Origin of the sequence: Gordonia sp. Swx-4, assembly GCF_030316175.1 — a bacterium.
Lineage (GTDB): Bacteria > Actinomycetota > Actinomycetes > Mycobacteriales > Mycobacteriaceae > Gordonia > Gordonia alkanivorans.
Genome location: NZ_CP128197.1, coordinates 3,866,687 through 3,890,240 on the forward strand (window position 1 = coordinate 3,866,687; position 23,554 = coordinate 3,890,240).

Below are 23,554 nucleotides of genomic sequence, written 5' to 3' on the forward strand. Positions count from 1 at the left end.
GACCCCTTGAAGGAGTGATTGCGGTGGGTGTGTGCGATATCCCCGTCATCTCGACCGTGTGCGACACCGCCGGCGAAGCCGCCGCGAGCTTGGTGGCGGCTCCGTTCGACTGGCTCGCCCAAGCCATGGGTGCCGCCGCCGGGTGGCTGTTCGAGGCCGTGTGGTCCGTGTTCGACACCACCACCCTCGTCGATGTCACCCGGCCGGAGTACGTGGCGGTCTACAACCTGCTGTTCGGCATCGCCGTGTTCGTGATGCTGATCTTCTTCTGCCTCCAGCTGCTCACCGGCCTGGTCCGCCGTGACCCGACCGCCTTGTCCCGTGCCGCGCTCGGGTTGGCGAAGTCTGTGCTCGGCTCGTTCGTGGTGATCACGCTGACGGCGCTGTTGCTGGAGATCGTCGACCAGCTCTGTGTCGGGATCATCCAGGCCGCCGGAGAAACCACCGAGTCCATGGGCGACAAGATCACCCTCCTCGCCGCCGGCCTGGTCGGGATCAACATCGCCGCGCCCGGGGTGGGGGCGATCATCACTATCTTCCTCGCCGGCCTGGCGATCGCCGCGGCCGCGATCGTGTGGCTTTCGCTGCTCGTGCGCAAGGCACTGTTGCTGGTGGCGATCGTGTTCGCACCTCTGGCGTTCTCCGGCGCCTCCTGGGACGCCAGCAGGGGGTGGATCGGCAAGTGGGCGATGTTCGTCATCGCGCTGATCTGTTCCAAGCTCGTCCTGGTCGTGATGTTCCTCGTCGCCATCACCCAGGTGTCGGCACCGATCGACGCGGACCTGTCCTCGATCAGCGACCCCCTCGCCGGGATCGTGCTGATGGCGATGGCCGCGTTCGCCCCCTACCTGACTTACAAGTTCATCAGCTTCATCGGCTTCGACATGTACCACGCGATCGGCTCCGAACAAGACGCCAAACAGGCCCTCAACCGGCCCGTCCCCACCCCGACGAAACCGGCCGGTGACGGCCCGAAGAAGGTCCTCGACGGCGCCAACAACAGCGGTAACGAAAGCGGCGGCGGCAGCAGGGGGAACGCTGGGGGCGGTGGGAAGGCGCCGCCCCGGGCCAAGACCTCCACACCGCAGGCATCCGGAAGCGCGACGGGTGCCGCTGGTGGCGCCAGCTCCGCCGGTGGGTCCGCTGGAGCCGGCGCAGGAGCAGGCGGCGGTGCCAGTGCGGGCGCTGGCGCCGGTGCGGGTGCTGCGGCGGCGGGACCGGCCGCGGCAGCGGTGATCGCGGCGAAGGTCGCCAAGGACGCCGCAACCGCCGGCCCCAAGGCCGGCACGGCCCTCGCCAACCAGGCTGAGACGGCCGCCGACAGCGCCGGGCAGACCGGCGCGACGCCCCCTCCGGCGGCGTCCCCGACGTCGTCCCCACCGGCCACGAAGGCTCCGCCTCCGGTCGAGCCGAAGACACCATCGGCGGGTCCGGGCTCGGCACAACCGGAGCCGCGTGCGCAGAAGCCGGCCCCGCCGCCGGCGCCGAAGTCGACCGGGAAGGACTGAAGGGGCCATGACCTCGAAGCAGAAGGAGTCCACCACGCAGCTGGTGCCGGTCAAGTTCTCCCGCCTCACCCGCCGCGGCATCCTCCTCGGCCTGTCCCTATCCCAGCTCATCACCCTCGCCACCGGCGTCCTCGCCGTCGTCGGCGCCTTGTATGCCGGCGGAGGCATCCTGCTGGCCTACACCGCACCCGTCTGGGTGCTCGCCGCCGCCCTGACCTGGGTACCCGTCGCTGGGCGTCCGGCCGTGGAGTGGCTGCCGGTGGCGTGCTGGTGGCTGTGGCGCTCCACCGCGGGCCAGCTGCTGTACCGGCGCCGGATCGTGGCACCGCGGCCGGTCGGCACGCTCGCGCTGCCCGGGGACATGGCCCGGCTGCGGGAGTACACCGACCCCGACACCGGCGCCGGGATGATCCACGACCCCCACGCTGCGACCCTCACCGTGGTCTGCGAGGTGACCCATCCGGCGTTCGTGCTCCTGGACCCGGGTGAGCAGGAACGCCGCGTCACCTCCTGGGGGCGCGTGCTGGCCACGGTGTGCCGCTCCGGGCGGATCGCCACCCTGCAAGTGCTGGAACGGACGCTGCCGGACTCCGGCACCGGACTGGCCGAATGGTGGGCCTCCCACGGCACCGCCGACGACACCTGGGCCGCGACCACCTACGCCGAACTGATCGAGCGTGCCGGGCCGGCCGGGGAACGGCACGCCACCACCTTGTCCCTGTCGCTGGATACGAAGACCGCCGCCCGTCAGATCAGGACCGCCGGTGGCGGCATCCGCGGGGCCGCCGCCGTCCTGCGCCAGGAGATGTCCACCCTGGTCGCAGCCCTACGCTCCGCCGACCTGAAACCCTCCGGGTGGCTGAGCCCGGGACAGATCGCGGTGATCCTGCGCAGCGCGTACGACCCGGCCATCGCCGCCACCCTGGAGCGCCACGGCGAACTCGGCCAGCACCTCGCCACCGCCGGTCCCGTGGCCGTCAACGAGTCCTGGGCCCGGTTGCGCACCGACTCCGCCCACCACGCGGTGCTGTGGGTCAGCGAGTGGCCGCGCTCGATGGTCTACCCCGGCTTCCTGTCCCCGGTGCTGCTGTCCACCGGCATCCAACGCTCGTTCTCGCTGCTGTGCACCCCAATGCGCTCCGACCAAGCCGCCCGCGACATCCGCAAGAAGAAGGTCGAGCACATCTCCGACCAAGCCCAGCGGGCGAAGATCGGGCAGATCGAAGACGCCACCCAGACCGCCGAGTACCACGACGTGCTCCAGCAGGAAGCCGACCTGACCGCCGGCCACGGAGTGCTGCGGTTCACCGGCCTCATCAGCGTCTCCGCACCCACCGTCGAAGAGCTGGAGGCCGGGGTGGCCGCGATCGAGCAGGCCGCGATCCAAGCCTCCTGTGAAACCCGGCTGCTCGTGGGACAGCAGGCCGCTGCGTTCACCGCCGCGGCGCTGCCGCTGTGCCGCCGCATCTGACGCCCCGCGTACACCCCGACCCTCGCGCCGTGGGGGTGCGCGTGCACCTGAGAGTCGACCCCGGATGACCGGGGCTTTCGCGCTTGTCACAGGAGGCCGCTCATGCCCACCTATCACGACCCACTCCAGGATGCTGCCGAAGCATCCGACGCGCTGCGCGGGCTCGCGCACGCCAGCCGCGTCTTCGACAACCCCGCCGACACCTACAGCGTGCTCGGTGACCTCCTCTCGGGCGTCCGATCGCTGCGCCAGGTGCTCGACCAGGTCGGCTCCGCGCATCTCACTCATCGCGACCGCGCTCACGACGATGACGGTGACCACGTGATCGGTGCCGCCGAAGCCCTCGCCGCGGCAGACGACCTGCACCACGCCGGAACACTCCTGGACGGTGTCGAGGAGCGCGTCAATGCCGCAATGACCCATTCGGGACGCGTCGCCTGGCACGCCCCGGCCCAGGAGATCGACGGGGAGGCAGTGTCCACGGACGCGCCGCGGCGCTGGATCAGCGTCGTCTTCCTCCAAGGCGCCGAGGCCGACGAGGTGCTCGACCTGATCGACCAGGACGGCGCCGATGCGGCCGTCGAGCACCTGCGCGGCTGGGACTACGGGGACGAGACCACCGACGCGGCCCTGGAGAACGGGTACGTCTACGACGAACCACCCACCGGGCAGCTCGACCGGGTGATCACGGATGGTGACTACACCCTCACGTACAACCCGTTCATGGGCCACGTCAGCCTCCTGCGTGCACACCCTGCCGCGATGTCCGACCCGGGCCTGGATGAGACCGGCGTGGTGCCCGCGCGTGAAGCGATCAGCGGCGTCGGCCCGCTCGATTCGAGCACGCCAAGGTCCTCGGTGACACCGGCGTCCGCGCGGGCGCAGCAGGGGCCGGCGGTTGTGGACCGGGATTGGTTCGCCGGGCCGGCCCGCTCCGCACGGTCGGCTGGGCGGGGGCTGTCGCTGTGAGCGCGCGAGAGAACGAGCGGCTGCACGCATCGGTCCTGGTGGCCCCGGCCGCTGAGCGTCGCCGGCTGCGCAAGCGACGCCGGCGGGCTGCCGCAGCGCTGCGGGCCGAGCAGCACCGTACCGAGCAGGCTGCCGCGCGAGCGAAGGCCGATGCGGAACGCACTGAGCGACGCGCGACCACGTACCTGCCTGCCGCCGGTGAGCCCGGCCCGGCGGCGCTGCGCACACCCGGCAGGTTCCGGCTCCCGCGCCATCAGGACACGTCCGCGACGTTGGCGGGGGCGTACCCGTTCGTCGCCGAAGGCGGCCTCGGCGCCGACGGCGTGTTCGTCGGCCAAGACCTCTACTCCGGCGGCTCGTTCGTCTATGACCCCTGGGTCCTCTACGCCCGCGGGATCATCACCGCCCCCAACGTCGTCCTCGCCGGCATCGTGGGCTCCGGCAAGTCCTCGCTGGCGAAATCGCTCTACACGCGGTCGCTGCCGTTCGGACGGCGCGTCTACGTCCCCGGCGACCCGAAGGGCGAGCACACCGCCGTCGCCAACGCGGTCGGCGGACGGGCAATCGTCCTCGGCCACGGCCTGAACACACGCCTCAACCCCCTCGATGAAGGCCACCGGCCCACCGGACTGTCGGACCGGGAGTGGGCCATCACGGTCGCCTCCCGCCGCCGCGACCTCATCGGCGCTCTGGCCGAGACCGTCCTGGCCCGCGGGTTGACGCCGTTGGAGCACACCGCGATCGACCTCGCTCTCACCGCAGTCGTCGCAGAAAACACCGTGCCGATCCTGCCGATGGTCGTCGACCGCATCCTCACCCCGGACGAGGCCGCCGACGGCAGATTGGCCGAGGACGGACGGCTCGTGGGCCATGCCCTGCGCCGCCTGGTCGCCGGTGACCTCGCCGGCCTGTTCGACGGCCCCAGCACGGTCCGGTTCGACCCCAGCCTGCCGATGATCAGCCTCGACCTGTCCCGCGTCACCGAGAACAGCACATTGATCTCGGTGTTGATGACGTGCTCGTCGGCGTGGATGGAGTCCGCGCTGCTGGACCCGAACGGTGGGCAGCGGTGGGTGATCTACGACGAAGCGTGGCGGCTGATGTCCCACCCCGCCTTGTTGAAGCGGATGGACGCGCACTGGCGTCTCGCGCGGCATTACGGGATCGCGAACATGCTGATCTTCCACAAACTCTCCGACCTGGACAACGTCGGCGACGCCGGCTCCGCCATGCGATCCCTCGCCAACAGCCTCCTCGCGAACGCCGAGACTCGGATCGTCTACCGGCAAGAATCCGACCAGCTCGGCCCCACCGCCCAGGCTCTTGGCCTGACCGGCACCGAGCAGAAGCTCCTCCCGGGCCTGGGTGTCGGGCAGGGGCTGTGGCGGATCAAAGACCGGGCCTTCGTCACCCAGCACCAGCTCCATCCCGCCGAGCTGACACTGTTCGACACCAGCTCGCGGCTCACCTCGGGGGTGAAGTGATGACCCGCAAAGCCCCACGCCGCACGCCTCGGCCGGAACCAGAGGAGACGCCGGTTGTGCTGCCGCACGCGGTCATCACCGTCACCGAGACCGGCGCCCTGGGCGTCACCCTCGACGGCACCGACGTCCCACCACCTGAAGGCGAAGCATGGACGCGCAGCACCTTCGGGTCCCTGCTGGACGCCCTCACCCGGGACCGGACCATCACGGTGCGCATCGAGGTGCACGAAAGCGACGGGAGCGTGTTCACCGACGTCATCCGCGCCCGTCGCCGCGACAGGTCCGAACCGCCCGACACCGAAGCGAAGACCGAGGACGAACGGGAAACACGGGTCACGAGCAGGAGCAAGCGGGGGCCGGACCTGGTCGAAATGATCGGGGAGGGGTTCGTGCCCGGCGAGGACGTCGCGGCCGCGGTCATCGTCTCCCACACCGATGCTATCAGCACCGGTCATGCCCGCACGCTCCTGGACCGAGGTCGTCTCCGGTTGCTGCTGCCCGATGGCGGCGGCGAGGTGATTCTGTTCGGCCGCATTTCCGGCACGATCCACGTGCGGCGGCTGTCATGAGCACCCCATCCGGGCGGCAGGCCGGGGCGTTCGGTGACGAGCTGACCAACGCCGCTCTCATGGCCCTGGTGGGGATGTTCGGGATCGCGCTCATCCTGCGCGCTTCCGGGTCCGTTGCCGCGTTCCTCACCGGTACACCCCAACCCACTGCTGGACCGGCGTCGGGGCTCGGAGTGCTGTTCAACCCCGGCGACCCCGCGGGCGCGCTCGACGCCACCGGGCTCAACTCGTCCGTGTACTGGATCATCACCGCGGCGATGCTCGCTGGCCTGGTCACGGCCGGGGCATGGGTGTGGATGCGGCTGCGCCGCCACTCCCGCCGGGTTGAGACCGATCCGCGCCGCCTCGCCGGCACCGCCACGGCCCATGAAGTCACCCAAACCGCCTCAGCGAAGGCGCTGCTACGCCGGGCCGGGACACTGCGCCCATCCCTCGATAAACCCGCACCCGGTGATGTCGGGTATCGGATCGGCGCGTCCAAGGGGCGCGATGTGTGGGCGAGCGTGGAGGACTCGATCCTGCTCATCGGCCCCCCGCGCTCCGGCAAGGGCCTGCACATCGTCATCCCGACGATCCTTGACGCCCCCGGCGCCGTGGTCACCACCAGCACGCGGCCGGACAACCTCACCGCCACCCTCCGCGCCCGGCAGCGTGGCGGTCGGCCGGTAGCGGTGTTCGACCCCCAACACCTCGCCGAAGGCATCCCCGCCGGAATGCGCTGGTCACCCATCCGCGGATGCGAGGACCCGCTCACGGCGATGATCCGAGCCACCGGCCTGTCCGCAGCAACCGGCCTGTCCGCCGGCGGGGTCGAATCCGGCGGCTTCTGGGAAGGCAAGACCCGCACCGCCCTCCAAGCCCTCCTACACGCCGCGGCGCTCGACCACCGGCCCCCAGCCGAGCTGTTTCGCTGGACCCTCGACCCCACCGCCGCCGCCGAAGCCGTCGCGATCCTCACCAACAACACCCAGGCAGCCACCGGGTGGGCGGACTCCCTCGGAGCGATGATCGACGCCGACCCCAAAACCAGGGATTCGATCTGGCAGGGCGTCGCCCTGGCCCTCGGCGCGCTGGCCGACCCGCGCGTCCTGGACGCTGTCTCGCCTGGACCTGGTGAGAGCTTCGACCCCGAGACCTTCATCCGCGACCGCGGCACCCTCTACCTGCTGGCCACCGGCGCCGGCGCCGGCGCATCCGCCGCCCTGGTGGCCGCGTTCATCGAAGACCTCATCGAAACCGCCCGCCGGATCGCCGCCCGCTCACCCGGCGCACGCCTCGACCCGCCCCTGCTGCTTGCCCTGGATGAGATCGGCAACCTCGCCCCCCTGCCCAGCCTCCCGACGCTGATGGCTGAGGGCGGCGGCACCGGCATCACCACCCTGCCTGTGTTGCAGTCATTGGCGCAGGCGCGCGACAAATGGAACGACAACGCCGCCGGCGCGATCTGGGACGCCTCCATCGTCAAGATCATCCTCGGCGGTGCCTCCAACAGCCGCGACCTCCAAGACCTCTCCACACTCATCGGGGAGCGCGACGAGTACACCGACTCCGTCACCCTCGGCGACCACGGCACCCGCTCCAACCAACGCTCCATTCGCCGCGTCGCGATCCTGCCGCCTGACCGGATCAGAACGCTCCCGTTTGGCACTGGCGTCACCCTCCTCCGGGCCGCCCCACCCATCGTCACCGATCTACGGGCTTGGCCGTCCCGCTCCGACGCTTCCACGTTGAAGGCCGACCGAGCAGAAATCGAAGCGCTGCTGCACCGAAAGCCCTGATCCGAGCATGGGTCGCGGTGTGCACCTGCCTGACACAGCGACCACGCCCTGGTGGTCGCGACTGATCGTCAGGAGAAGGTTCAATGGCTATCCGCACGCAGCAGTCCATCTCTGGATTCATCGCCACCGATCCGCAACTCACCACCACGGAGAACGGTGACGCTCGGTTCTATGCCCGGTTCGGGCAGGAGAACTACCACCGCGAAGAGGACGGGGCGTTCACGAAGCTGGAGCCGAGCTTCAGCAATCTCGTGCTGTACCGCGCAACGGCCGAACGCGCGTATGAGCGGTTCACCAAAGGCGACAACTTCGTCGCCGAAGGCTACGCGCACGAGTACTCCTACACCCGTGACGGGCAACAGATCGAGGGCGAGGAGTTCGTGGCCAAGAAGATCGGCCACGACACCGCGCGGACCCGCTACGACGTGGACCGAACACCTCGCCGTGCAGGTGTCACCGCAGAGCGCGAGAACGTATCCCGGCAGCAGGACCGAGCGTTCGACCCGCCACAAGCCTCACCGGCTGCCGATACGCCGGTGCTGGGTCGCTGAACCGGGAGAAGCAGGATCATGAACGCCCGCACTCCACCCCCCGAGCCCGATGAGAACGACCTCGAAGACGACCTGGACGACGACTTTGGCGATGAGATGACCACCGAGTCGTTGGGCGGACCGCCGCACCCGGTGAACTGGAACCTGCTCTCCGCCCACGATCTGGAGCAAGAGTGGCTGGAGCTGAACCGGTGGGTCGACTGGCTCCGCCACACCTACGGGCTCCCCGCCGCCGTGATCCCCCCGTTCTGGCACCACCACCCCGAATTGGTCTGGGAACTATCAGCCCTGCACCTGCACTGGCTGTGCGCCTACGACCCTGAGCAGAACGGCTCCGCACCTGTCGGCTGGCACCGCGACTTCGCCGACACCAGGGCGCGGCTGCGTGACTGGGTGGCGGCATCCGGCACCCGTCTCGACCGGGACCGTGCGACCCGGCAGACCGCCTGGCCCGGCGAAACGCCCCCACCACCGGTGGAGGATGTTGTGATCACTGACCGTGACGATGAGTTCATCGACTTCGTCCGAGAGCAGGTCAGGCAGCGGCAAACCGCCGAGGACGCGTTCTTCACCACCATCGACGACGCCACCGGTGAACTCCTCGACCATCGCCCCGGTGCGCAACGTGAGCAAGGTGAGCGCTGATGGTTCGCTCCTATGCGCGCAGGACTGATCGAGTCGGCGCCGACCGGCCAGTCCGGGTCCGGTTCGACAGGCGCGAGGACATCGACACCGAGAAGGTCGCCGAAGTCCTCATCCGCCTCGCCCTGCGAGCATCCGATGACGACGCCACCACCCAAGCAGGCAAACACCTCCGACAACTACTCACGCCCAGACGGTAGAATCAGAAGCCAACACGACGATCACGGCGTCGCTGGCACAGACCCTAAACCCCTATCGGGGGTGTTCTTTTCGAATCCTGACGTGACCGCCATCCGGCGCCCCAGACGCCCAACCCACAGTTGGGCACCTGAAAGGCGGTCACTCCATGTCTCCCATCAGTCTCCCCTCCGGCATCGACGTCGCGACACTCCGCGCACTGGCAACTGACCAGCGGCACCAGATAGCCGGGACCGGTGAGGAAGGAGCTGACGGGCTGATACCAGCGGTCACCTACCTGCGGGTCTCCACCAAGGACCAGGCCACCCGCAACGGCCTCGAAGAAGGTCTGTCCATCCCCGCCCAGCGAGAAGCCGCCCAGCGCAAGGCCGAACAGCTCGGCGCAGTCATCGTCAAGGAGTTCATCGAGCCCGGCGAGTCCGCGAAGACCGCCCGTCGCCGCGCGTTGCAGGAAATGCTCGACTACATCGCAGCTAACCCGGTCCGGTACTGCATCATCAACAAGGTCGACCGACTCGCTCGCAACCGGCTCGATGACGCGATCATCCACTCCACCCTGCGCGGGGCGAACATCACCCTGGTCTCTGTCACGGAGAACATCGACGAAACCCCCTCCGGCATGCTCATGCACGGCATCCTCGCGTCGATGGCCGAGTTCTACTCCCTCAACCTGGCCCAGGAAGTCCTCAAAGGGATGACGCAGAAAGCGTCGATCGGTGGCACGCCGACCAAAGCACCGTTGGGCTACCTGAACGTGCGCACCACAGACGCCAAAGGCCGAGAAGCCCGAGATATCGAACTGGACCCCGATCGCGCGGACTTGATCCGGTTCGCGTTCGCCGCCTACGCCACCGGCGACTGGTCCCTCTCCTCCCTCGCCCGCGAGTTGAAGACCCGCGGCCTGACGACCCGCTCCACACCCTCACAGCCGGCAAAGCCGGTCTCCACCACCGGGCTGCACAAAATCCTGACCAACCCCTACTACCAGGGCACCGTGACCTTCCGCGGCGTCACCTACGACGGCGCCCACATCCCGCTGGCCGACCCGGACAACTGGCTGCGGGTCCAGACGCAGCTCGATGCGAAGAACGCTGTCGGTGAGCGGCCTCAGAAGTACGACCACTACCTCAAGGGGAGCTTGTGCTGCTCGTGTGGCGCCAAGCTCATGATCGAACGGCCCCGGGACAAGCAAGGAGATCGCTACGAGTACTTCACCTGTTCAGGGCGGCGCAAGAAGAACGGCTGCACCCGCTCGGCGATCCTCGCCGAACGGATCGAGGACCGCGTCGAACGCGACTACGGCACCAACGGGCTCACCGACGAGGAAGCCGAGCACGTCAGCCAGGTACTGCACCAAGTGTTCGACCAGCTCGAAGCCTCCAGCGACAACGAACGCACCGTATTGACCACCCAGCGCGAGAAGCTCGATGCCGAACGCCTCAAGCTCGTCCAAGCCCACTACGCCGACGCCATCCCGCTCGACCTGCTCAAGAGCGAACAGGACCGCATCCGCACAAGCCTCGACGCCATCAACAGCCGGCTCGACAACCTCGCGAACACCTACCACAGCGCTCACGAGGGGCTCGATCAGATCGTCGATGTCCTCACCGACCTCGGTGACCTCTACAGCAAGTGCGAACCTGCTGAACGCCGCATGCTCAACCGCGCGCTGTTCAAGCGAATAGTCATCGACGAGGACGAACACGTCACGTTCGTGCCAGCAGAACCGGCGGCCGCTGTCCTCGCCCAGGAGCACGGGGGCGAGATGCCCCAACCGTCCCCGGACGCGAAACTGCCCCGCCATCAGACGGGGCAGATTTCGAATTTCTCAACTTACGTGGAGCTAAGGGGACTCGAACCCCTGACCCCCACACTGCCAGTGTGGTGCGCTACCAGCTGCGCCATAGCCCCGTATTTTGTTGTTCCGCCCTGTTCAAGGGCACTAGGAAAGTTACACCACTGCCACGACAGTGGCCAAATCCGCAGGAACCGGGTCCTATCAAGGACCCGGTCCCTCCCGGATCAGGACTTGCCGGCGAGGATTCCGTCGAGCCAGCCGGTGCCGTCGAGCAGTCCTTCGACGGGTTTGCCGTCGTGGAGGACGCTCGGGGTGCCGACTTGGCCGGCGGCCTTCTTCAGTTCGTCGCTCGACGTGGTGGCGTTCGCTTCGGCCTGCGCGACCTTCTCGTTGTCGGTGATGCACTTGGCGGTCGCAGGCGTCGCGCCCTGCGAGGTCGCCAGGCGCGCCAGTTCGGGGCTGGTGATGTTGCCGGTGCCGTCCTCGGCCGGCTGGGCGGCGAACAGTGCGCTGTGGAACCGGAGGAACAGGTCGGTGTTCTGTTCCTGCGCCACACAGGTCAGCGCGCCCGCGGCCCGGGAGCTGTAGTCACCGGTCGCCGACCGCGAGTTCAGGAAGTTGAGCGTGTGATAGCGCACCCGCAGCTTGCCCTCGGTGACCGCGGCGGTGATCGCAGGTCCCGACTGCTGCTCGAACATCTTGCACACCGGGCACAGGGGATCCTCGAAGACATCGATCAGCGGGGCGTTCTCGGGTCCGACGATCATCGTCGAACTGGCGGCGAGTGCGGACTGGTCCGCGGTTCCCTTGTCACGACCGCTCCACCAGATCCCGCCGATGACCAGGCCCGCGATCACCAGGACCGCGATGCCTCCGAGAACGTAGGTCATCGTGCTCGACGGCGCGCTCGGCTGATACTTCGATGTGGTGGCGCGGGGCACGGAGGCTCCCGACTTACGCTTTTCGCTCACGTAACGACAATATCCGCGCAGCGCTGATAAACGGCTGAGTAGCTGCACCGAACCGGCACCGATTGCGTGCCGTGTCGATGGGGACTTTTTCATGCGACTACTCGCTAAGCCCGCCACCTGCTCGATCAGCAGGATGAGGCTCGCCCAGCGCACCGGTACATGCGTCGTTACGCTCGCCGGGTGACCAACAGCGAGGTCGACGAGGAAATGAACCCGATCAGCCATGAGCATCCGGACGTCTCGGGCGGCCGGGTGCGCGCGGCGACCTTCGGCGCGATGGACGGGTTGGTCACCAACATCAGCCTCGTCGCCGGCGTCGGAGGGGCGGGGGCCAGTGCGCACACGATCGTCCTGTCGGGTGTCGCCGGGCTGATCGCGGGCGCGTTCTCGATGGCCCTCGGTGAGTTCACCTCGGTGTCGACGCAGAACGAGCAACTCGACGCCGAGGTGGATGTCGAACGCTCCGAGATCGCGAAAAATCCCCGTGGGGAACTCAACGAACTCGTCGAGATGTTCACCGAGATGGGTATGACCGAGGAGACCGCGACCACCGCGGCGCACGAGATCCATCGGGACCCCGAGTGCGCGGTCGACGTCCACATCACGCAGGAACTCGGCGTCGCCCCGTCGGACAAGCCGTCGCCGTGGGTGGCGGCGATCTCGTCGTTCGTGATGTTCGGCGTCGGCGGCGTCGTCCCGCTGATCCCCTACCTGCTCGGGTTCTCCTCATTGATCCTCGGCCTGTCGGTCGGCGCCGTCGGCCTGCTCATCGCCGGAGGCGTCGCCGCCTACGTCACCCGCCATCCGATCGCCCGGGGCGCGCTGCGTCAGCTGTGCTTCGGCGCGATCGCCGCCGGCGCCACCTATCTGGTGGGCCTGGCGATCGGCGTCCCCGCGGGCGGTTGATCAGCTCCCGAGAGCGGTGTCGACGACCTGCTGCGCCTCCTTCTGCACCTGCGCGAGATGCTCAGGGCCCTTGAAGGATTCGGCGTAGATCTTGTAGACGTCCTCGGTTCCGGACGGCCGAGCGGCGAACCACGCGTTCTCGGTGGTGACCTTCAGACCGCCGATCGCCGCCCCGTTGCCGGGTGCGGTCGTCATGACCGCGGAGATCGGTTCACCGGCGAGTTCGGTGGCCTTCACCTGCTCCGGCGACAGTTTCGACAGCACCGCCTTCTGCTCGCGCGAGGCGGGCGCGTCGATACGGGCATAGGAGGTCTCCCCGTACTGCTCGGCGAGTTCGGCGTACCGCTGCGACGGTGTCTTTCCGGTGACGGCCAGGATCTCCGAGGCGAGCAGCGCCATGATGATGCCGTCCTTGTCGGTCGACCACGGCGTGCCGTCGAACATGAGGAACGACGCCCCGGCGCTCTCCTCGCCACCGAAGGCGACGCGTCCGGAGAGCAGACCGTCGACGAACCACTTGAAACCGACGGGCACCTCCAGCAGCGGCCGCCCGATTCCGGTGACCACTCGGTCGATCAGCGACGACGAAACCAGCGTCTTGCCGACCGCCGCCTGCTCCGACCACTGCGGACGATGCGTGAACAGGTAGTCGATGGCCACCGCGAGGTAGTGGTTCGGATTCATCAGGCCGGCGTCGGGCGTGACGATCCCGTGGCGGTCGGAGTCGGCGTCGTTGCCGGTCGCGATGTCGAAGGAGTCGCGTGCGGAGATCAGCGACGCCATCGCGTTCGCCGATGAGCAGTCCATCCGGATCTTGCCGTCGGTGTCGAGCGTCATGAAGGAGAACGTCGGGTCGACGGTCGGGTTGACGACGGTGAGGTGTTCGAGGTTGTAGCGCAGCCCGAGGTGGGCCCAGTACCCGACCGACGCACCACCGAGCGGGTCGGCACCGATGTGGATGTCGGCGTCATGGATGGCCTTCATGTCGATGACGCCGCCGAGGCCCTCGATGTAACCCTGTAGGAACGAGTAATCCTGGACGAACTCACTGGATCGGGCCCGCTCGAACGGGATCCGCTTCACGCCGTCGAGCTTCGCCGCGAGCAGGTCGTTGGCGCGGGCGGCGATGACCGAGGTGACCGTGGTGTCGGCCGGACCACCGGTCGGCGGGTTGTACTTGAACCCGCCGTCGCGAGGCGGGTTGTGCGACGGCGTCACCACGATGCCGTCGGAGAGTACGCCGGGGTTCTCCTTGTTGAACGTCAGGATCGCCCGACTGACCGCGGGGGTGGGGGTATACGAGTCGTCCTCGGCGGTCAACACCGCCACCTCGTTGGCGGCGAGAACCTCCAGCGCGGTCCGCCACGCCGGAATCGACAAAGCGTGCGTATCGAAACCGATGAACAGCGGACCTGTGATTCCCGCACTGCGCCGGTATTCGACGATGGCCTGGGTCGTCGCGAGAATATGCGCTTCGTTGAATGCGGTGTCGAAACTCGAGCCCCGATGGCCGGAGGTCCCGAACACGACCTGCTGCAACGGGTCCGACGGATCGGGGACGTTGTCGTAATAGGCACGCTCGAGTGCCTCCACGTCGACGAGGTCTTCGGGCAGGGCCAATGTTCCAGCGCGGGAATGTGCCATATCCGCGATTCTGCCATCAAGATCGGAATTCGCCCGTCCGACGACACCAATTCGTCAAGCTCACCAGACCGGTCCATATTCCGCCCGGAATCGAATCGCTAGGGTGGAGCGATCGACGACGTGCCGTTGGAGGCCTGCCAGACCATGTTGAATCCCGGTCCCCTGCGCCTGCTCTCCCCCTGCCTGTTCCCGACCCGGCGAGCCCCGGCCGGACTTCTCGTCCTGGTGCTGCCCGGCGGCACCGACGACAGCCGCAAGCCGTTCAGTCCGTGGCAGGGATCGGCGTTGCGCATGTACCCGTTCACGTGGTCGTTGCGGTTGCGCTACGGACGCGCCGTACGGGTGCATCAGGTGCGGTACCGCGTCTACGGCTGGAACGGCGACGAGAGCAGCCCGATGCTCCCGGCGCGCGCCGCGCTCGACGAGTTGTGCCGACGCCACCCCGGCACCCCCGTCGTCGCGATCGGCCATTCGATGGGCGGCCGGGTCGCCGCGCAACTCGCCGCCGACCGCCGTGTCATCGGCGTCCTCGCCCTCGCCCCCTGGTGGCAGCACGCCGACTGGCGACACATCCAACCGGGCGCCCGCGTGGTGGCAGTCCACGGCGCCGCGGACGAACGCACCTTCGCCAAGCGCACCCGCAAGGGCATCGACGAGTTGTCGGCGCAGGGCGTCGACGCCGAGTTCGTCGACGTCCCCGACGGCGGCCACGCGATGCTCGATCATGTCGGCCTGTGGCAGCGGAGCGCACTCGAGTTCGTGGGCGAGCGCCTGTCCGCTGTGCACCGTAAGTAGACTTCGCAGGCTGAAGTCTCCGGTCCCCGGCGGCCCGCACCACGAAGGAGTCCATCGCATGAGCGCGATCACCGTCATCGATCAGGGCACCCAGATCTCCTTCACCATCGACGACGTGACCCGATACCACGGTCCCGGCTTCCCGGGCGGCGTCGCGCACGCGTTCAAGGTCCTCGAGCGAGCTCTGCCCCAACTCGGTGAACCCGGCTCGGTCGAGCGCCGTGACATCGTCGTGGCCACGGCACACACCGGGCCCGGTGTACGGGACACCTTCGAGATGGTCAGCGCACCGCCGAGGAGGAGGCGCGCCTGACCTACCTCAAGCAGGAGATGGCGGATCGGCTCCTGGCCGCGCCGGCCGAGGCGGTCTACGACGTGGTGGACGGCTGACACCGCCACCACGTCGGTCCCCGTTCACTCCTATCGCCGAGCTCCGGACAGTTCTTCGACGAACTCCGGGTAGAACTCGACGTAGGTGTCGCCGGAGAGTACGTACATCGGGTCGTCACCGGTCTCGGAGTAGGCCTGCTTGCGCAGTTCGGTGCGCATGTTCTTGAAGGTCGACGTGTGCTCGAGCTGGTCGACGATCCGCACGAACAGCGGGACCGCATAGCTCGGTAGCCCCTTCCGGACGTGCGCGGCGAAGCCCGCGGCGTCGAACTCCTGACCGTCGTGGAGGCTCACCGCCGCCATCCCGGCCTTGCCGTCGACGCCGGGCACCGGCACACCGAAGACGACGGCCTCCTCGACGGAGTCGTGTGCGTCGATCACGGCCTCGACCTCGGTGGTGGCGACGTTCTCACCCTTCCAGCGGAAGGTGTCACCGATGCGGTCGACGAAGCCGATGTGGTGGAAGCCCTGGTCGCGGACGACGTCGCCACTGTTGAACCACTGGTCGCCCTTCTTGCGGGCGTCGCGGACGATCTTCTTCTCGGTGGCCTTCGGGTCGGTGTAACCATCGAAGGGGACGCGCGAGTTGATCTGTGCGAGAAGCAGTCCCGTGCCACCCTTGCCGACCTTCTGCACCCGGCCATCGGGTCCGCGCAACGGTTCACCGGTCTCCTCGTCGTACTCGACGACGATGTAGGGCAGCGGCGAGAAGCCCGCTGTCTTCGACAGCCCGAAAACGTTGACGAAACCGATGTTGGCCTCGCTGGCCGCATACAGCTCGACGATGCGGTCGATGCCGAACCGTCCGGTGAAGTCGTCCCAGATGTCGGGGCGCAAGCCGTTGCCGACGGCGAGCCGGACGCGGTGCGCGCGGTCGGTCGGCTTCGGCGGCTGCGCAAGGAGATACCGGCACAGCTCGCCGATGTAGCTGAACGCGGTGGCGTCGTTCTCGATGAGCTCGTCGAAGAATCGTGACGCCGAGAACTGCTTGCCGATCGCGAGGCAGGCACCGGAGTTGAGCACCGACGACAGCGAGATCGTGAGCGCGTTGTTGTGATAGAAGGGCAGCGCCGTGTACATCACGTCGTCGCTGCGCAGACGGATCCCGAGGCCGCCGATGCCGTTCATGGCGACCAGCCAGCGGTAGTGACTCAGCTTGCTGGCCTTGGGATATCCGGTGGTGCCGGAGGTGAAGATCAGGATCGCGGTCGATCCGACCTCGACGGATTCGGTGGCCTTCGGATTGACCGGCGAGCAAGGTGCGACCAGCGACGGCAGCTTCTCGAAGGTGAATTCCTTTGCCGGACGCGCACTCAGCGGGACCGAATCCAGAGCCTCGCCCAGATCTTCCTGGTACAGAACGGCCTTGGCGTCGAGGAGTCCGAGGCTGTGCTCGAGCACTGCGCCGCGCTGGTGGAAGTTGATCATGCCGCAGATGGCGCCGATCTTGACGATGCCCAGCATGGCGATCACGACATCGGGGTGGTTCTTCGACAGCACCGCCACCACATCGCCCTTGCCGACGCCCTCACGCGTCAGGAAGTCGGCGAGACGGTTGGCCCGGGCGTTGGCCTCGCGGTAGGTGATCGACGAACCCTCGAAGCGCAGGAAGTCGCGGTCGGGGTACTTGTCGACGGACTGCTGGAAGCGCTTGCCGATCGACATCTTGGTGGTCGGCGGCTTGGGCAGCATCTCCGGCAACACACGCAGAACGGTCCCGATGTCCTTGCGCAGCGATGCGACGCCCGCCGCCATGTCGGCGAGACGGATGTCGGGCAGGAGCCCGGTCCCCGATGCGTGATCAACCATTCAAAGCCTCCCCGGTGTGTGTTCGACGACACACACCATAGCCGGAGATCCGCAACAATGGAACGCATAGATCGATTCGTTCCAAACGTGAGTCCACCCTTCGTCTTGGCGTTGCACCTGTGACCGGCCACACTGTGTACCCATGACCGACAACACCGTTGACGCGCCGAACCGAGGAGGAACCCCGCCGGGGCCGCTCGATGGCGTCACCGTGCTCGAGATGGGCACCCTGATCGCGGGTCCGCACGCCGCCCGCCTCCTCGGTGACATGGGCGCCGACATCATCAAGATCGAACCGCCGGGCAAGCCCGATCCGATCCGCACCTGGGGTCAGGCCGAGGTCGACGGCCACCGCTTCTACTGGACGGTCCACGCCCGCAACAAGAAAGCGATCACCCTCGACCTGCGCTCCGACCGCGGCCGTGAGATCTTCCTCCAGCTCGCCGACCGCGCCGACATCGTCGTCGAGAACTTCCGGCCCGGCACGCTCGAACGTCTCGGCATCGGCCCGGACGTGCTGTCGGAACGCAACCCCGGCCTCGTCATCGTGCGGGTGTCCGGCTACGGGCAGACCGGGCCGGATGCGACGCGCGCCGGTTATGCATCCGTCGCCGAAGCGGCGAGCGGCCTACGGTATCTGAACGGTTACCCCGGGCAATTGCCTCCGCGACTTGCACTTTCGATAGGCGACACCCTCGCCGGCATGTTCGCCGCCCAGGGTGCACTGGCCGCGCTGTACCGGCGCACGGTGACCGGCAAGGGCCAGGTCGTCGACACGTCACTCATCGAATCCTGTGTCGCCGTGCAGGAATCGGCGATCGCCGACTACGACGCGGGCGGCGTGGTGCGCGGACCGTCGGGCACCCGACTCGAGGGCATCGCGCCGTCGAACCTCTACCCCACCAGCGACGGCACCCACGTCATCATCGCAGCCAACCAGGACTCGGTGTTCGCCCGGCTCTGCCAGGCGATGGGCCGTCCCGAACTCGCCACCGACGAACGGTTCGCCGATCACACCGCCCGCGGTCGCAACCAGGACGAGCTGGACATGATGATCGGCGATTGGTCGGCGCAGTACTCCGCCGAGAAACTCACCGAGGTGCTGAGCGCCGCGGGAGTCGTTGTGGGACCGGTCAACACGGTCGCCGAGGTGGTCGCAGACCCGCACCTGCGGGCGCGCGGCATGATCGCCGAACACTACGACGAAGGCGCCCAGCGCACCGTACTCGGACCCGGCGTCGTCCCTCAGTTCAGCGAGACACCCGGCGGCATCCGCAATGCCGGACCGCCCACGCCGGGGTACGACAACGAGGCCGTCTACGGCGAGATGCTGGGGCTGTCGTCGGCCGACCTGACCGAATTGCATGAGGGCGGGGTCATCTGACTCGACTATGGTCGGGGGATGTCATTGGTCGCGACCGGGCTCTCACGTACCTTCGGCCGGCACCTCGCTGTCGCCGACGCAGGCCTGGAACTCACCCCCGGTCGGATCTGCGGACTGGTCGGCCCGAACGGGGCCGGGAAGACCACGCTGCTCCTGCTACTCGCCGGACTTCTCGCACCGGACGACGGCACCATCGTCATCGACGGGTCTCCGGCGTCGCCCGAGGACGCCCGGCGACTCATCGGCTGGATGCCCGATGTCTTCGGCACGTGGGAGAGCCTCACCGCACACGAGATCCTGACGACTTTCGGCCGGCTGTACGGCTTGCGCACGGCTTCGGCACGTCAGCGGGCCGACGAACTGCTCGAACTGGTCCACCTGAGCGAGTTCGCCGCCCGGCCGGCGCACGAGTTGTCCCGAGGCCAGAAGCAGCGACTCGGCTTTGCCCGGGCACTGGTCCACAGCCCGCAAATCCTTCTCCTCGATGAACCGGCCTCCGGCATGGACCCGCGGTCGCGGATGGACCTACGCAGCCAACTCCGCCGACTCGCCGATGACGGGTGTGCGGTTCTGGTGTCGTCCCACATCCTTTCCGAACTCGACGAGATGGTCGACGACGTGGTCCTCATGACCGGCGGACGTACTCACCGACCGCCACCGGCCGCGGGCCACGTGTGGCGCATCAGGCTCGCCGGCCAGTCGATGTCCGACGCCGAGCAACGGCATTTCGATGACGAGCCCGCGGCCGCGGGATATCTGCGCGAGTTGATCCGCTCCGGGGCCGCGGTCGCGGAGTTCGCACCCACCTCGAGCGGTATCGAAGATGCCTATCTGGCCCTGGACCCGGAGCGCCGATGACGACCCCCCTTCTCGAACAGCCGACTCGACCCGAGACCCGCACGACCGCATTCACCACCTGGTGGCGGATGGTCTGGGTCATCGTCGAACTCGAACTACGCCAACGCCTGCGCACGACCCGGTGGAAGGCCATTCTCGCGACCGCATTCGCGGTGGTATCCCTGGTCGTGCTGGGATCCCTGTACTTGTCGGTGGTCGCATTCGGCGGCACGTACCGGGGGTGGTCATCGGCTCTGTACGAGATCCTCGTCGGGTTTCTGCTGTTTCTCGGCATCATCGTCGCTCCGACGTTGGCCGCGACGACGATCAACGGCGATCGCAAGGACGCCACGCTGGCCGTCGTCCAAGCCACGTCCATCACGAATTCGCAGCTGGCACTGGGGAAATTGATCGGAAGCTGGCTGGCGAGCCTGGCTTTCGTGGGAGTCGCGGCCCCGTATGTCATCTGGGGCATCGTCGAGTCGCCCAATGGAGTCGCACACGGTCTCGCGGGCGTGACGGTGCTGATCGCCCTCTTCGTCTGCTATGCGGGCATCGGACTCGGTTTCTCCGCGATGACGACGCGGCCCGCAGGGTCGGCGGTCCTCACCCAAGCGAGCGTGCTGTTCCTCATCCTGGGTCTACCCATCGTCTTCGGCCTGCTTTTCCCGGCAACGACACAGACGCATACGGTCATCCGGCCGAACACGACGTTCGTCGACAACCCTCCGCAGCCCCCGACGTCGACGTGTCGTGAGGTCCGCGAGGACCGCGAGTTCCACCATCACGAACACATCTGGTGGCTGCTGGCACCCAACCCGTTCTTCATCGTCGCCGATGCCGTCGCCCCTCAGCGCGACCCTCTCGACCGCGAGGCAGCATCCAGCGTCGCGTCGGAGATCTCGCAGGTCTTCTCCGCGGTGCGCGCGGGCCCCTACATCGGCTCGAGGTATTGCTCGGACACGACGTACACCTACCCAGCTGTCGACCCGGCCGATTACAGCGTCCGCGAGACGGCACACGAGACGTCGAAGGTCGGTGACTCGTGGTACTTCGGACTCACGTTCTACTTCGCCCTCGGAGGCATCGGATTCTGGGTGGCCGCACGACGACTACGAGTCCCCGCGGGGAAACTGGCACGCGGGGTCCGGATCGCCTGAGCGCCAAGACTATTCCGCCGGCCGGGTAGCACCCGTGGTCGCGGGGACAGTGCCTTCTCGCAGACTTTCGGCCACCCTCGGCTGGAAAGTTCGGACGCCCGAAACTATAGTGTCGGCATGCCCAAGGTGCGCGCTCGTCGACTGCTGTCCGTCGGGGCGCTGATCATCGCCCTGTGCACGGTCGTCTCGGGCTGCACCCTGTCCAGCCGGCTCCCCGACGAGAAGGTGGTGCTGACGACCTTCACCGTGCTCGCCGACATCGCGTCGAACGTCGCGGGCGACCGTCTGCGCGTGGAGTCGATCACCAAGCCGGGAGCGGAGATCCACGGTTACGAGCCAACACCCGGCGACGTCCGACGCACCGCGACCGCTTCCCTCGTCGTCGACAACGGACTCAACCTCGAGGCCTGGTTCGGGCAGTTCGTCGACGGACTCGACGTCGAGCACGTCGTCGCCAGCGACGGCATCGATCCGATCAACATCGCCTCGGATGCCTATGCGGGCAAACCGAATCCGCATGCGTGGATGTCTCCGGTGAATGTCGGCATCTACGTCGACAACCTGGTCGACGCGTTCACCGACCTCGACCCGGAGGGCGCGGAGATCTTCGCGGCCAACGGCGCGGCGTACAAACGGCAACTGCAGCAGGTGCAGACCGACCTGGTCGCGGCGTTGGACCGCCTGCCGCCCAACGAACGCGCACTGGTCACCTGCGAGGGCGCCTTCTCCTATCTCGCACGCGACGCCGGACTCACCGAGCGCTACATCTGGCCGGTCAACGCCGAGCAGCAGGCCACCCCGCAGCAGGTCGCCGCGACCATCGACTTCGTCCGCACGAACCGGGTGCCTGCGGTGTTCTGCGAATCGACCGTGTCCGACGCCGCGATGCAGCAGGTGGTCGGGGCCACCGACGCCCGCTTCGGCGGCACCCTGTACGTCGACTCGCTCTCCGAGGCCGACGGCCCGGTGCCCACCTACCTCGATCTGATCCGACACGACGCCCGGACCATCGTGTCGGGACTGACGGGAGACAACCGATGATCACCTCGCACGCCATCGAGGTCGACGACGTCACCGTGCGCTACGGCCGAATCCTCGCACTCGATCACGCCTCCGTACGCGTTCCGACCGGCCGCGTCTGCGCGCTCGTCGGCATGAACGGATCGGGAAAGTCGACGCTGTTCAAGACCATCGTCGGATCGGTCACCCCGACCACCGGCTCGGTCACGCTCGCCGGCAAGAACCCGACAGCTGCCCGTAAGTCCGGCCTCGTCGGATACGTTCCGCAGTCCGAGGTCATCGACTGGTCGTTCCCGCTGTCGGTGCGCGACGTCGTGATGACCGGTCGCTACGGCCATCTCGGCTTCACCCGACGACCCAAGCGTGCCGACCACGACGCCGTCGACGAGGCTCTCGCCCGCGTCGAGCTCACCGAGTACGCCGACCGCCAGATCGGCCAGCTCTCCGGCGGCCAGCGCAAGCGCGCCTTCGTGGCCCGCGGCATCGCACAGGAGGCCTCGATCCTGCTTCTCGACGAGCCGTTCGCCGGCGTCGACAAACGCACCGAGGCCACGATCACCGCGTTGCTGCGCGAGCTCGCCGACTCCGGCGTGACGATCCTGGTCTCCACGCACGACCTCGCGGTCCTGCCGACCCTCGCCGACGAGGCGATCCTGCTGATGCGCCGGGTCGTCGCACAGGGCGATCCGACCGAGGTCATCACCACCGACAATCTGATCCGCGCGTTCGGACTCGACCCACTGGACCGAACCGAACAGACTCCCCGCGACCGGCAGGAGGAGGCGTCATGAGCATCGTCGACCACCTCCTCGACCCGTTCGCCTACGCCTTCATGACCCGGGCGCTGTGGGCCACGTTGATCGCATCGGTGGTGTGCGCGCTGTTGTCGTGCTGGCTGGTGCTCATCGGCTGGTCACTCATGGGTGACGCCGTCTCGCACGCGGTGCTGCCGGGTGTCGTGCTCGCCTACATCGTCGGAATCCCCTTCGCCATCGGGGCGGTCGTCTTCGGGTTCCTCTCGGTGGCGATGATCGGCGCGGTCCGCGACGGCGGCCGGGTGAAGGAGGACGCCGCGATCGGCATCGTCTTCACGACGCTGTTCGCACTTGGCCTGGTTCTGATCTCGGTGACGCCGAGCCAGACAGACCTGAACCACATCATTTTCGGCAACCTGCTCGGCGTCTCGACGTCCGACCTGATCCAGATCGCCATCCTCGGTGCCATTGTCGCGGTGATCCTGCTGCTCAAGCGTCGCGACTTCACCCTTTACGCGTTCGACCCGACACATGCCTTCGCGATCGGCCTCAGCCCGAGGCTGTTGGGCGCGGCACTTCTCGCCCTGCTGGCTCTCACGGCCGTGACCGCGCTGCAGGTCGTCGGCATCGTGCTCGTCGTGGCGATGCTGATCATCCCCGGCGCCACCGCGCAGTTGCTCACCAACCGCTTCACCCGGATGCTCGTCATCGCGCCGACCACCTCGGCTCTGTGCGGTGTGATCGGCCTGTACGTGTCCTACTACCAGGACACCTCGCCCGGCGGGATGGTCGTTCTGGTGCAGGGGATCCTGTTCCTGCTCGTCTTCCTGTTCAGCCCGACCCACGGCGTCATCAGCAAGCGCCGTCGTCACCGCGAGAACGCCCTGGCCGACGCGGCCGCGGCCTGAGGACCGT

The 23,554-nt window shown here is 67.7% G+C and carries 21 protein-coding genes, 1 tRNA gene and 2 pseudogenes; 19 read left to right on the top strand and 5 right to left on the bottom strand.

Features of this window, described 5'->3' with window-relative positions; all coding sequences use genetic code 11:
- The first annotated feature begins 23 nt into the window (after positions 1-23).
- The 10 genes and pseudogenes from PWF70_RS17730 to PWF70_RS24145 form a co-directional block, all read left to right on the top strand.
- The gene (locus PWF70_RS17730; RefSeq protein WP_286352705.1) at positions 24-1,508 is read left to right on the top strand and encodes a conjugal transfer protein TrbL; all 1,485 of its coding nucleotides are present in this window, start codon (positions 24-26) and stop codon (positions 1,506-1,508) included.
- Positions 1,509-1,515: 7 nt separating this feature from the next.
- Complete coding sequence (locus PWF70_RS17735) at positions 1,516-2,979, top strand: SCO6880 family protein (protein ID WP_286352706.1); 1,464 nt, start codon at positions 1,516-1,518, stop codon at positions 2,977-2,979.
- Between the two features lie 102 nt (positions 2,980-3,081).
- Positions 3,082-3,948: a hypothetical protein gene (locus tag PWF70_RS17740; RefSeq protein WP_286352707.1), complete on the top strand. Its 867-nt coding sequence runs from the start codon at positions 3,082-3,084 to the stop codon at positions 3,946-3,948.
- On the top strand, positions 3,945-5,432 hold the full coding sequence (locus PWF70_RS17745) for a putative type IV secretion/conjugal transfer ATPase (protein ID WP_286352708.1): 1,488 nt from the start codon (positions 3,945-3,947) through the stop codon (positions 5,430-5,432). Before PWF70_RS17740 ends, PWF70_RS17745 begins: the two co-directional genes overlap by 4 nt.
- Positions 5,432-6,001, top strand: a complete 570-nt coding sequence (locus PWF70_RS17750) for a hypothetical protein (protein ID WP_162903864.1) — start codon at positions 5,432-5,434, stop codon at positions 5,999-6,001. Before PWF70_RS17745 ends, PWF70_RS17750 begins: the two co-directional genes overlap by 1 nt.
- Entirely contained in the window at positions 5,998-7,779 is a 1,782-nt protein-coding gene (locus tag PWF70_RS17755) for a type IV secretory system conjugative DNA transfer family protein (protein ID WP_286352709.1), read from the top strand. The genes PWF70_RS17750 and PWF70_RS17755 overlap by 4 nt, the downstream gene beginning before the upstream one ends.
- Positions 7,780-7,862: 83 nt before the next feature.
- Positions 7,863-8,330 carry a single-stranded DNA-binding protein gene (locus PWF70_RS17760; RefSeq protein WP_286352710.1) on the top strand — a complete coding sequence of 156 codons (468 nt, stop codon included), beginning with the start codon at positions 7,863-7,865 and terminating at the stop codon, positions 8,328-8,330.
- An 18-nt stretch (positions 8,331-8,348) separates the two neighbouring features.
- Positions 8,349-8,975: a hypothetical protein gene (locus PWF70_RS17765; RefSeq protein WP_119076365.1), complete on the top strand. Its 627-nt coding sequence runs from the start codon at positions 8,349-8,351 to the stop codon at positions 8,973-8,975.
- Complete coding sequence (locus PWF70_RS17770) at positions 8,975-9,172, top strand: hypothetical protein (protein WP_286352711.1); 198 nt, start codon at positions 8,975-8,977, stop codon at positions 9,170-9,172. The genes PWF70_RS17765 and PWF70_RS17770 overlap by 1 nt, the downstream gene beginning before the upstream one ends.
- 146 nt (positions 9,173-9,318) lie before the next feature.
- Positions 9,319-10,407, top strand: a pseudogene (locus tag PWF70_RS24145) (recombinase family protein); the annotation flags it as partial.
- On the opposite strand, the gene PWF70_RS17780 reads toward PWF70_RS24145, so the two are convergent.
- The 3 genes from PWF70_RS17780 to PWF70_RS17790 all read right to left on the bottom strand — a co-directional run bounded on the left by PWF70_RS17780 (position 10,390) and on the right by PWF70_RS17790 (position 11,939).
- Entirely contained in the window at positions 10,390-10,926 is a 537-nt protein-coding gene (locus tag PWF70_RS17780) for a hypothetical protein (RefSeq protein WP_286352713.1), read from the bottom strand. The pseudogene PWF70_RS24145 and the gene PWF70_RS17780 overlap by 18 nt on opposite strands.
- An 82-nt stretch (positions 10,927-11,008) precedes the next feature.
- Positions 11,009-11,081 (bottom strand) — tRNA-Ala (locus tag PWF70_RS17785).
- A 111-nt stretch (positions 11,082-11,192) separates the two neighbouring features.
- On the bottom strand, positions 11,193-11,939 hold the full coding sequence (locus tag PWF70_RS17790; RefSeq protein WP_286352714.1) for a DsbA family protein: 747 nt from the start codon (positions 11,937-11,939) through the stop codon (positions 11,193-11,195).
- A gap of 207 nt (positions 11,940-12,146) precedes the next feature.
- Between PWF70_RS17790 and PWF70_RS17795 the strand changes: the two genes are divergently transcribed.
- Positions 12,147-12,845: a VIT1/CCC1 transporter family protein gene (locus PWF70_RS17795; protein WP_155225733.1), complete on the top strand. Its 699-nt coding sequence runs from the start codon at positions 12,147-12,149 to the stop codon at positions 12,843-12,845.
- On the opposite strand, the gene pgm is transcribed toward PWF70_RS17795, so the two are convergent.
- The gene (gene pgm, locus PWF70_RS17800) at positions 12,846-14,489 is read right to left on the bottom strand and encodes a phosphoglucomutase (alpha-D-glucose-1,6-bisphosphate-dependent) (protein WP_182374271.1); all 1,644 of its coding nucleotides are present in this window, start codon (positions 14,487-14,489) and stop codon (positions 12,846-12,848) included.
- 144 nt (positions 14,490-14,633) lie between these two features.
- On the opposite strand from pgm, the gene PWF70_RS17805 reads away from it, so the two are divergent.
- On the top strand, positions 14,634-15,284 hold the full coding sequence (locus tag PWF70_RS17805) for an alpha/beta fold hydrolase (RefSeq protein ID WP_286352715.1): 651 nt from the start codon (positions 14,634-14,636) through the stop codon (positions 15,282-15,284).
- Positions 15,285-15,342: 58 nt separating this feature from the next.
- Positions 15,343-15,674, top strand: a pseudogene (locus tag PWF70_RS17810) (hypothetical protein).
- Between the two features lie 30 nt (positions 15,675-15,704).
- Here PWF70_RS17810 and PWF70_RS17815 read toward each other — a convergent pair.
- Positions 15,705-17,483 carry a long-chain-acyl-CoA synthetase gene (locus tag PWF70_RS17815; RefSeq protein ID WP_279938892.1) on the bottom strand — a complete coding sequence of 593 codons (1,779 nt, stop codon included), beginning with the start codon at positions 17,481-17,483 and terminating at the stop codon, positions 15,705-15,707.
- Between the two features lie 142 nt (positions 17,484-17,625).
- On the opposite strand from PWF70_RS17815, the gene PWF70_RS17820 reads away from it, so the two are divergent.
- From PWF70_RS17820 to PWF70_RS17845, 6 genes are all read left to right on the top strand, one after another.
- A complete protein-coding gene (locus tag PWF70_RS17820; protein WP_279938890.1) occupies positions 17,626-18,867 on the top strand; it encodes a CaiB/BaiF CoA transferase family protein in 1,242 nt (413 codons plus the stop codon).
- An 18-nt stretch (positions 18,868-18,885) separates the two neighbouring features.
- Positions 18,886-19,725, top strand: a complete 840-nt coding sequence (locus PWF70_RS17825) for an ABC transporter ATP-binding protein (protein WP_075863857.1) — start codon at positions 18,886-18,888, stop codon at positions 19,723-19,725.
- Entirely contained in the window at positions 19,722-20,864 is a 1,143-nt protein-coding gene (locus tag PWF70_RS17830; RefSeq protein WP_279938889.1) for an ABC transporter permease, read from the top strand. The genes PWF70_RS17825 and PWF70_RS17830 overlap by 4 nt, the downstream gene beginning before the upstream one ends.
- Positions 20,865-20,981: 117 nt before the next feature.
- Complete coding sequence (locus PWF70_RS17835) at positions 20,982-21,905, top strand: metal ABC transporter substrate-binding protein (protein WP_279938888.1); 924 nt, start codon at positions 20,982-20,984, stop codon at positions 21,903-21,905.
- Positions 21,902-22,675, top strand: a complete 774-nt coding sequence (locus PWF70_RS17840; RefSeq protein WP_075863860.1) for a metal ABC transporter ATP-binding protein — start codon at positions 21,902-21,904, stop codon at positions 22,673-22,675. Before PWF70_RS17835 ends, PWF70_RS17840 begins: the two co-directional genes overlap by 4 nt.
- A complete protein-coding gene (locus PWF70_RS17845; protein WP_279938887.1) occupies positions 22,672-23,547 on the top strand; it encodes a metal ABC transporter permease in 876 nt (291 codons plus the stop codon). The genes PWF70_RS17840 and PWF70_RS17845 overlap by 4 nt, the downstream gene beginning before the upstream one ends.
- The last annotated feature ends 7 nt before the right edge of the window (positions 23,548-23,554 follow it).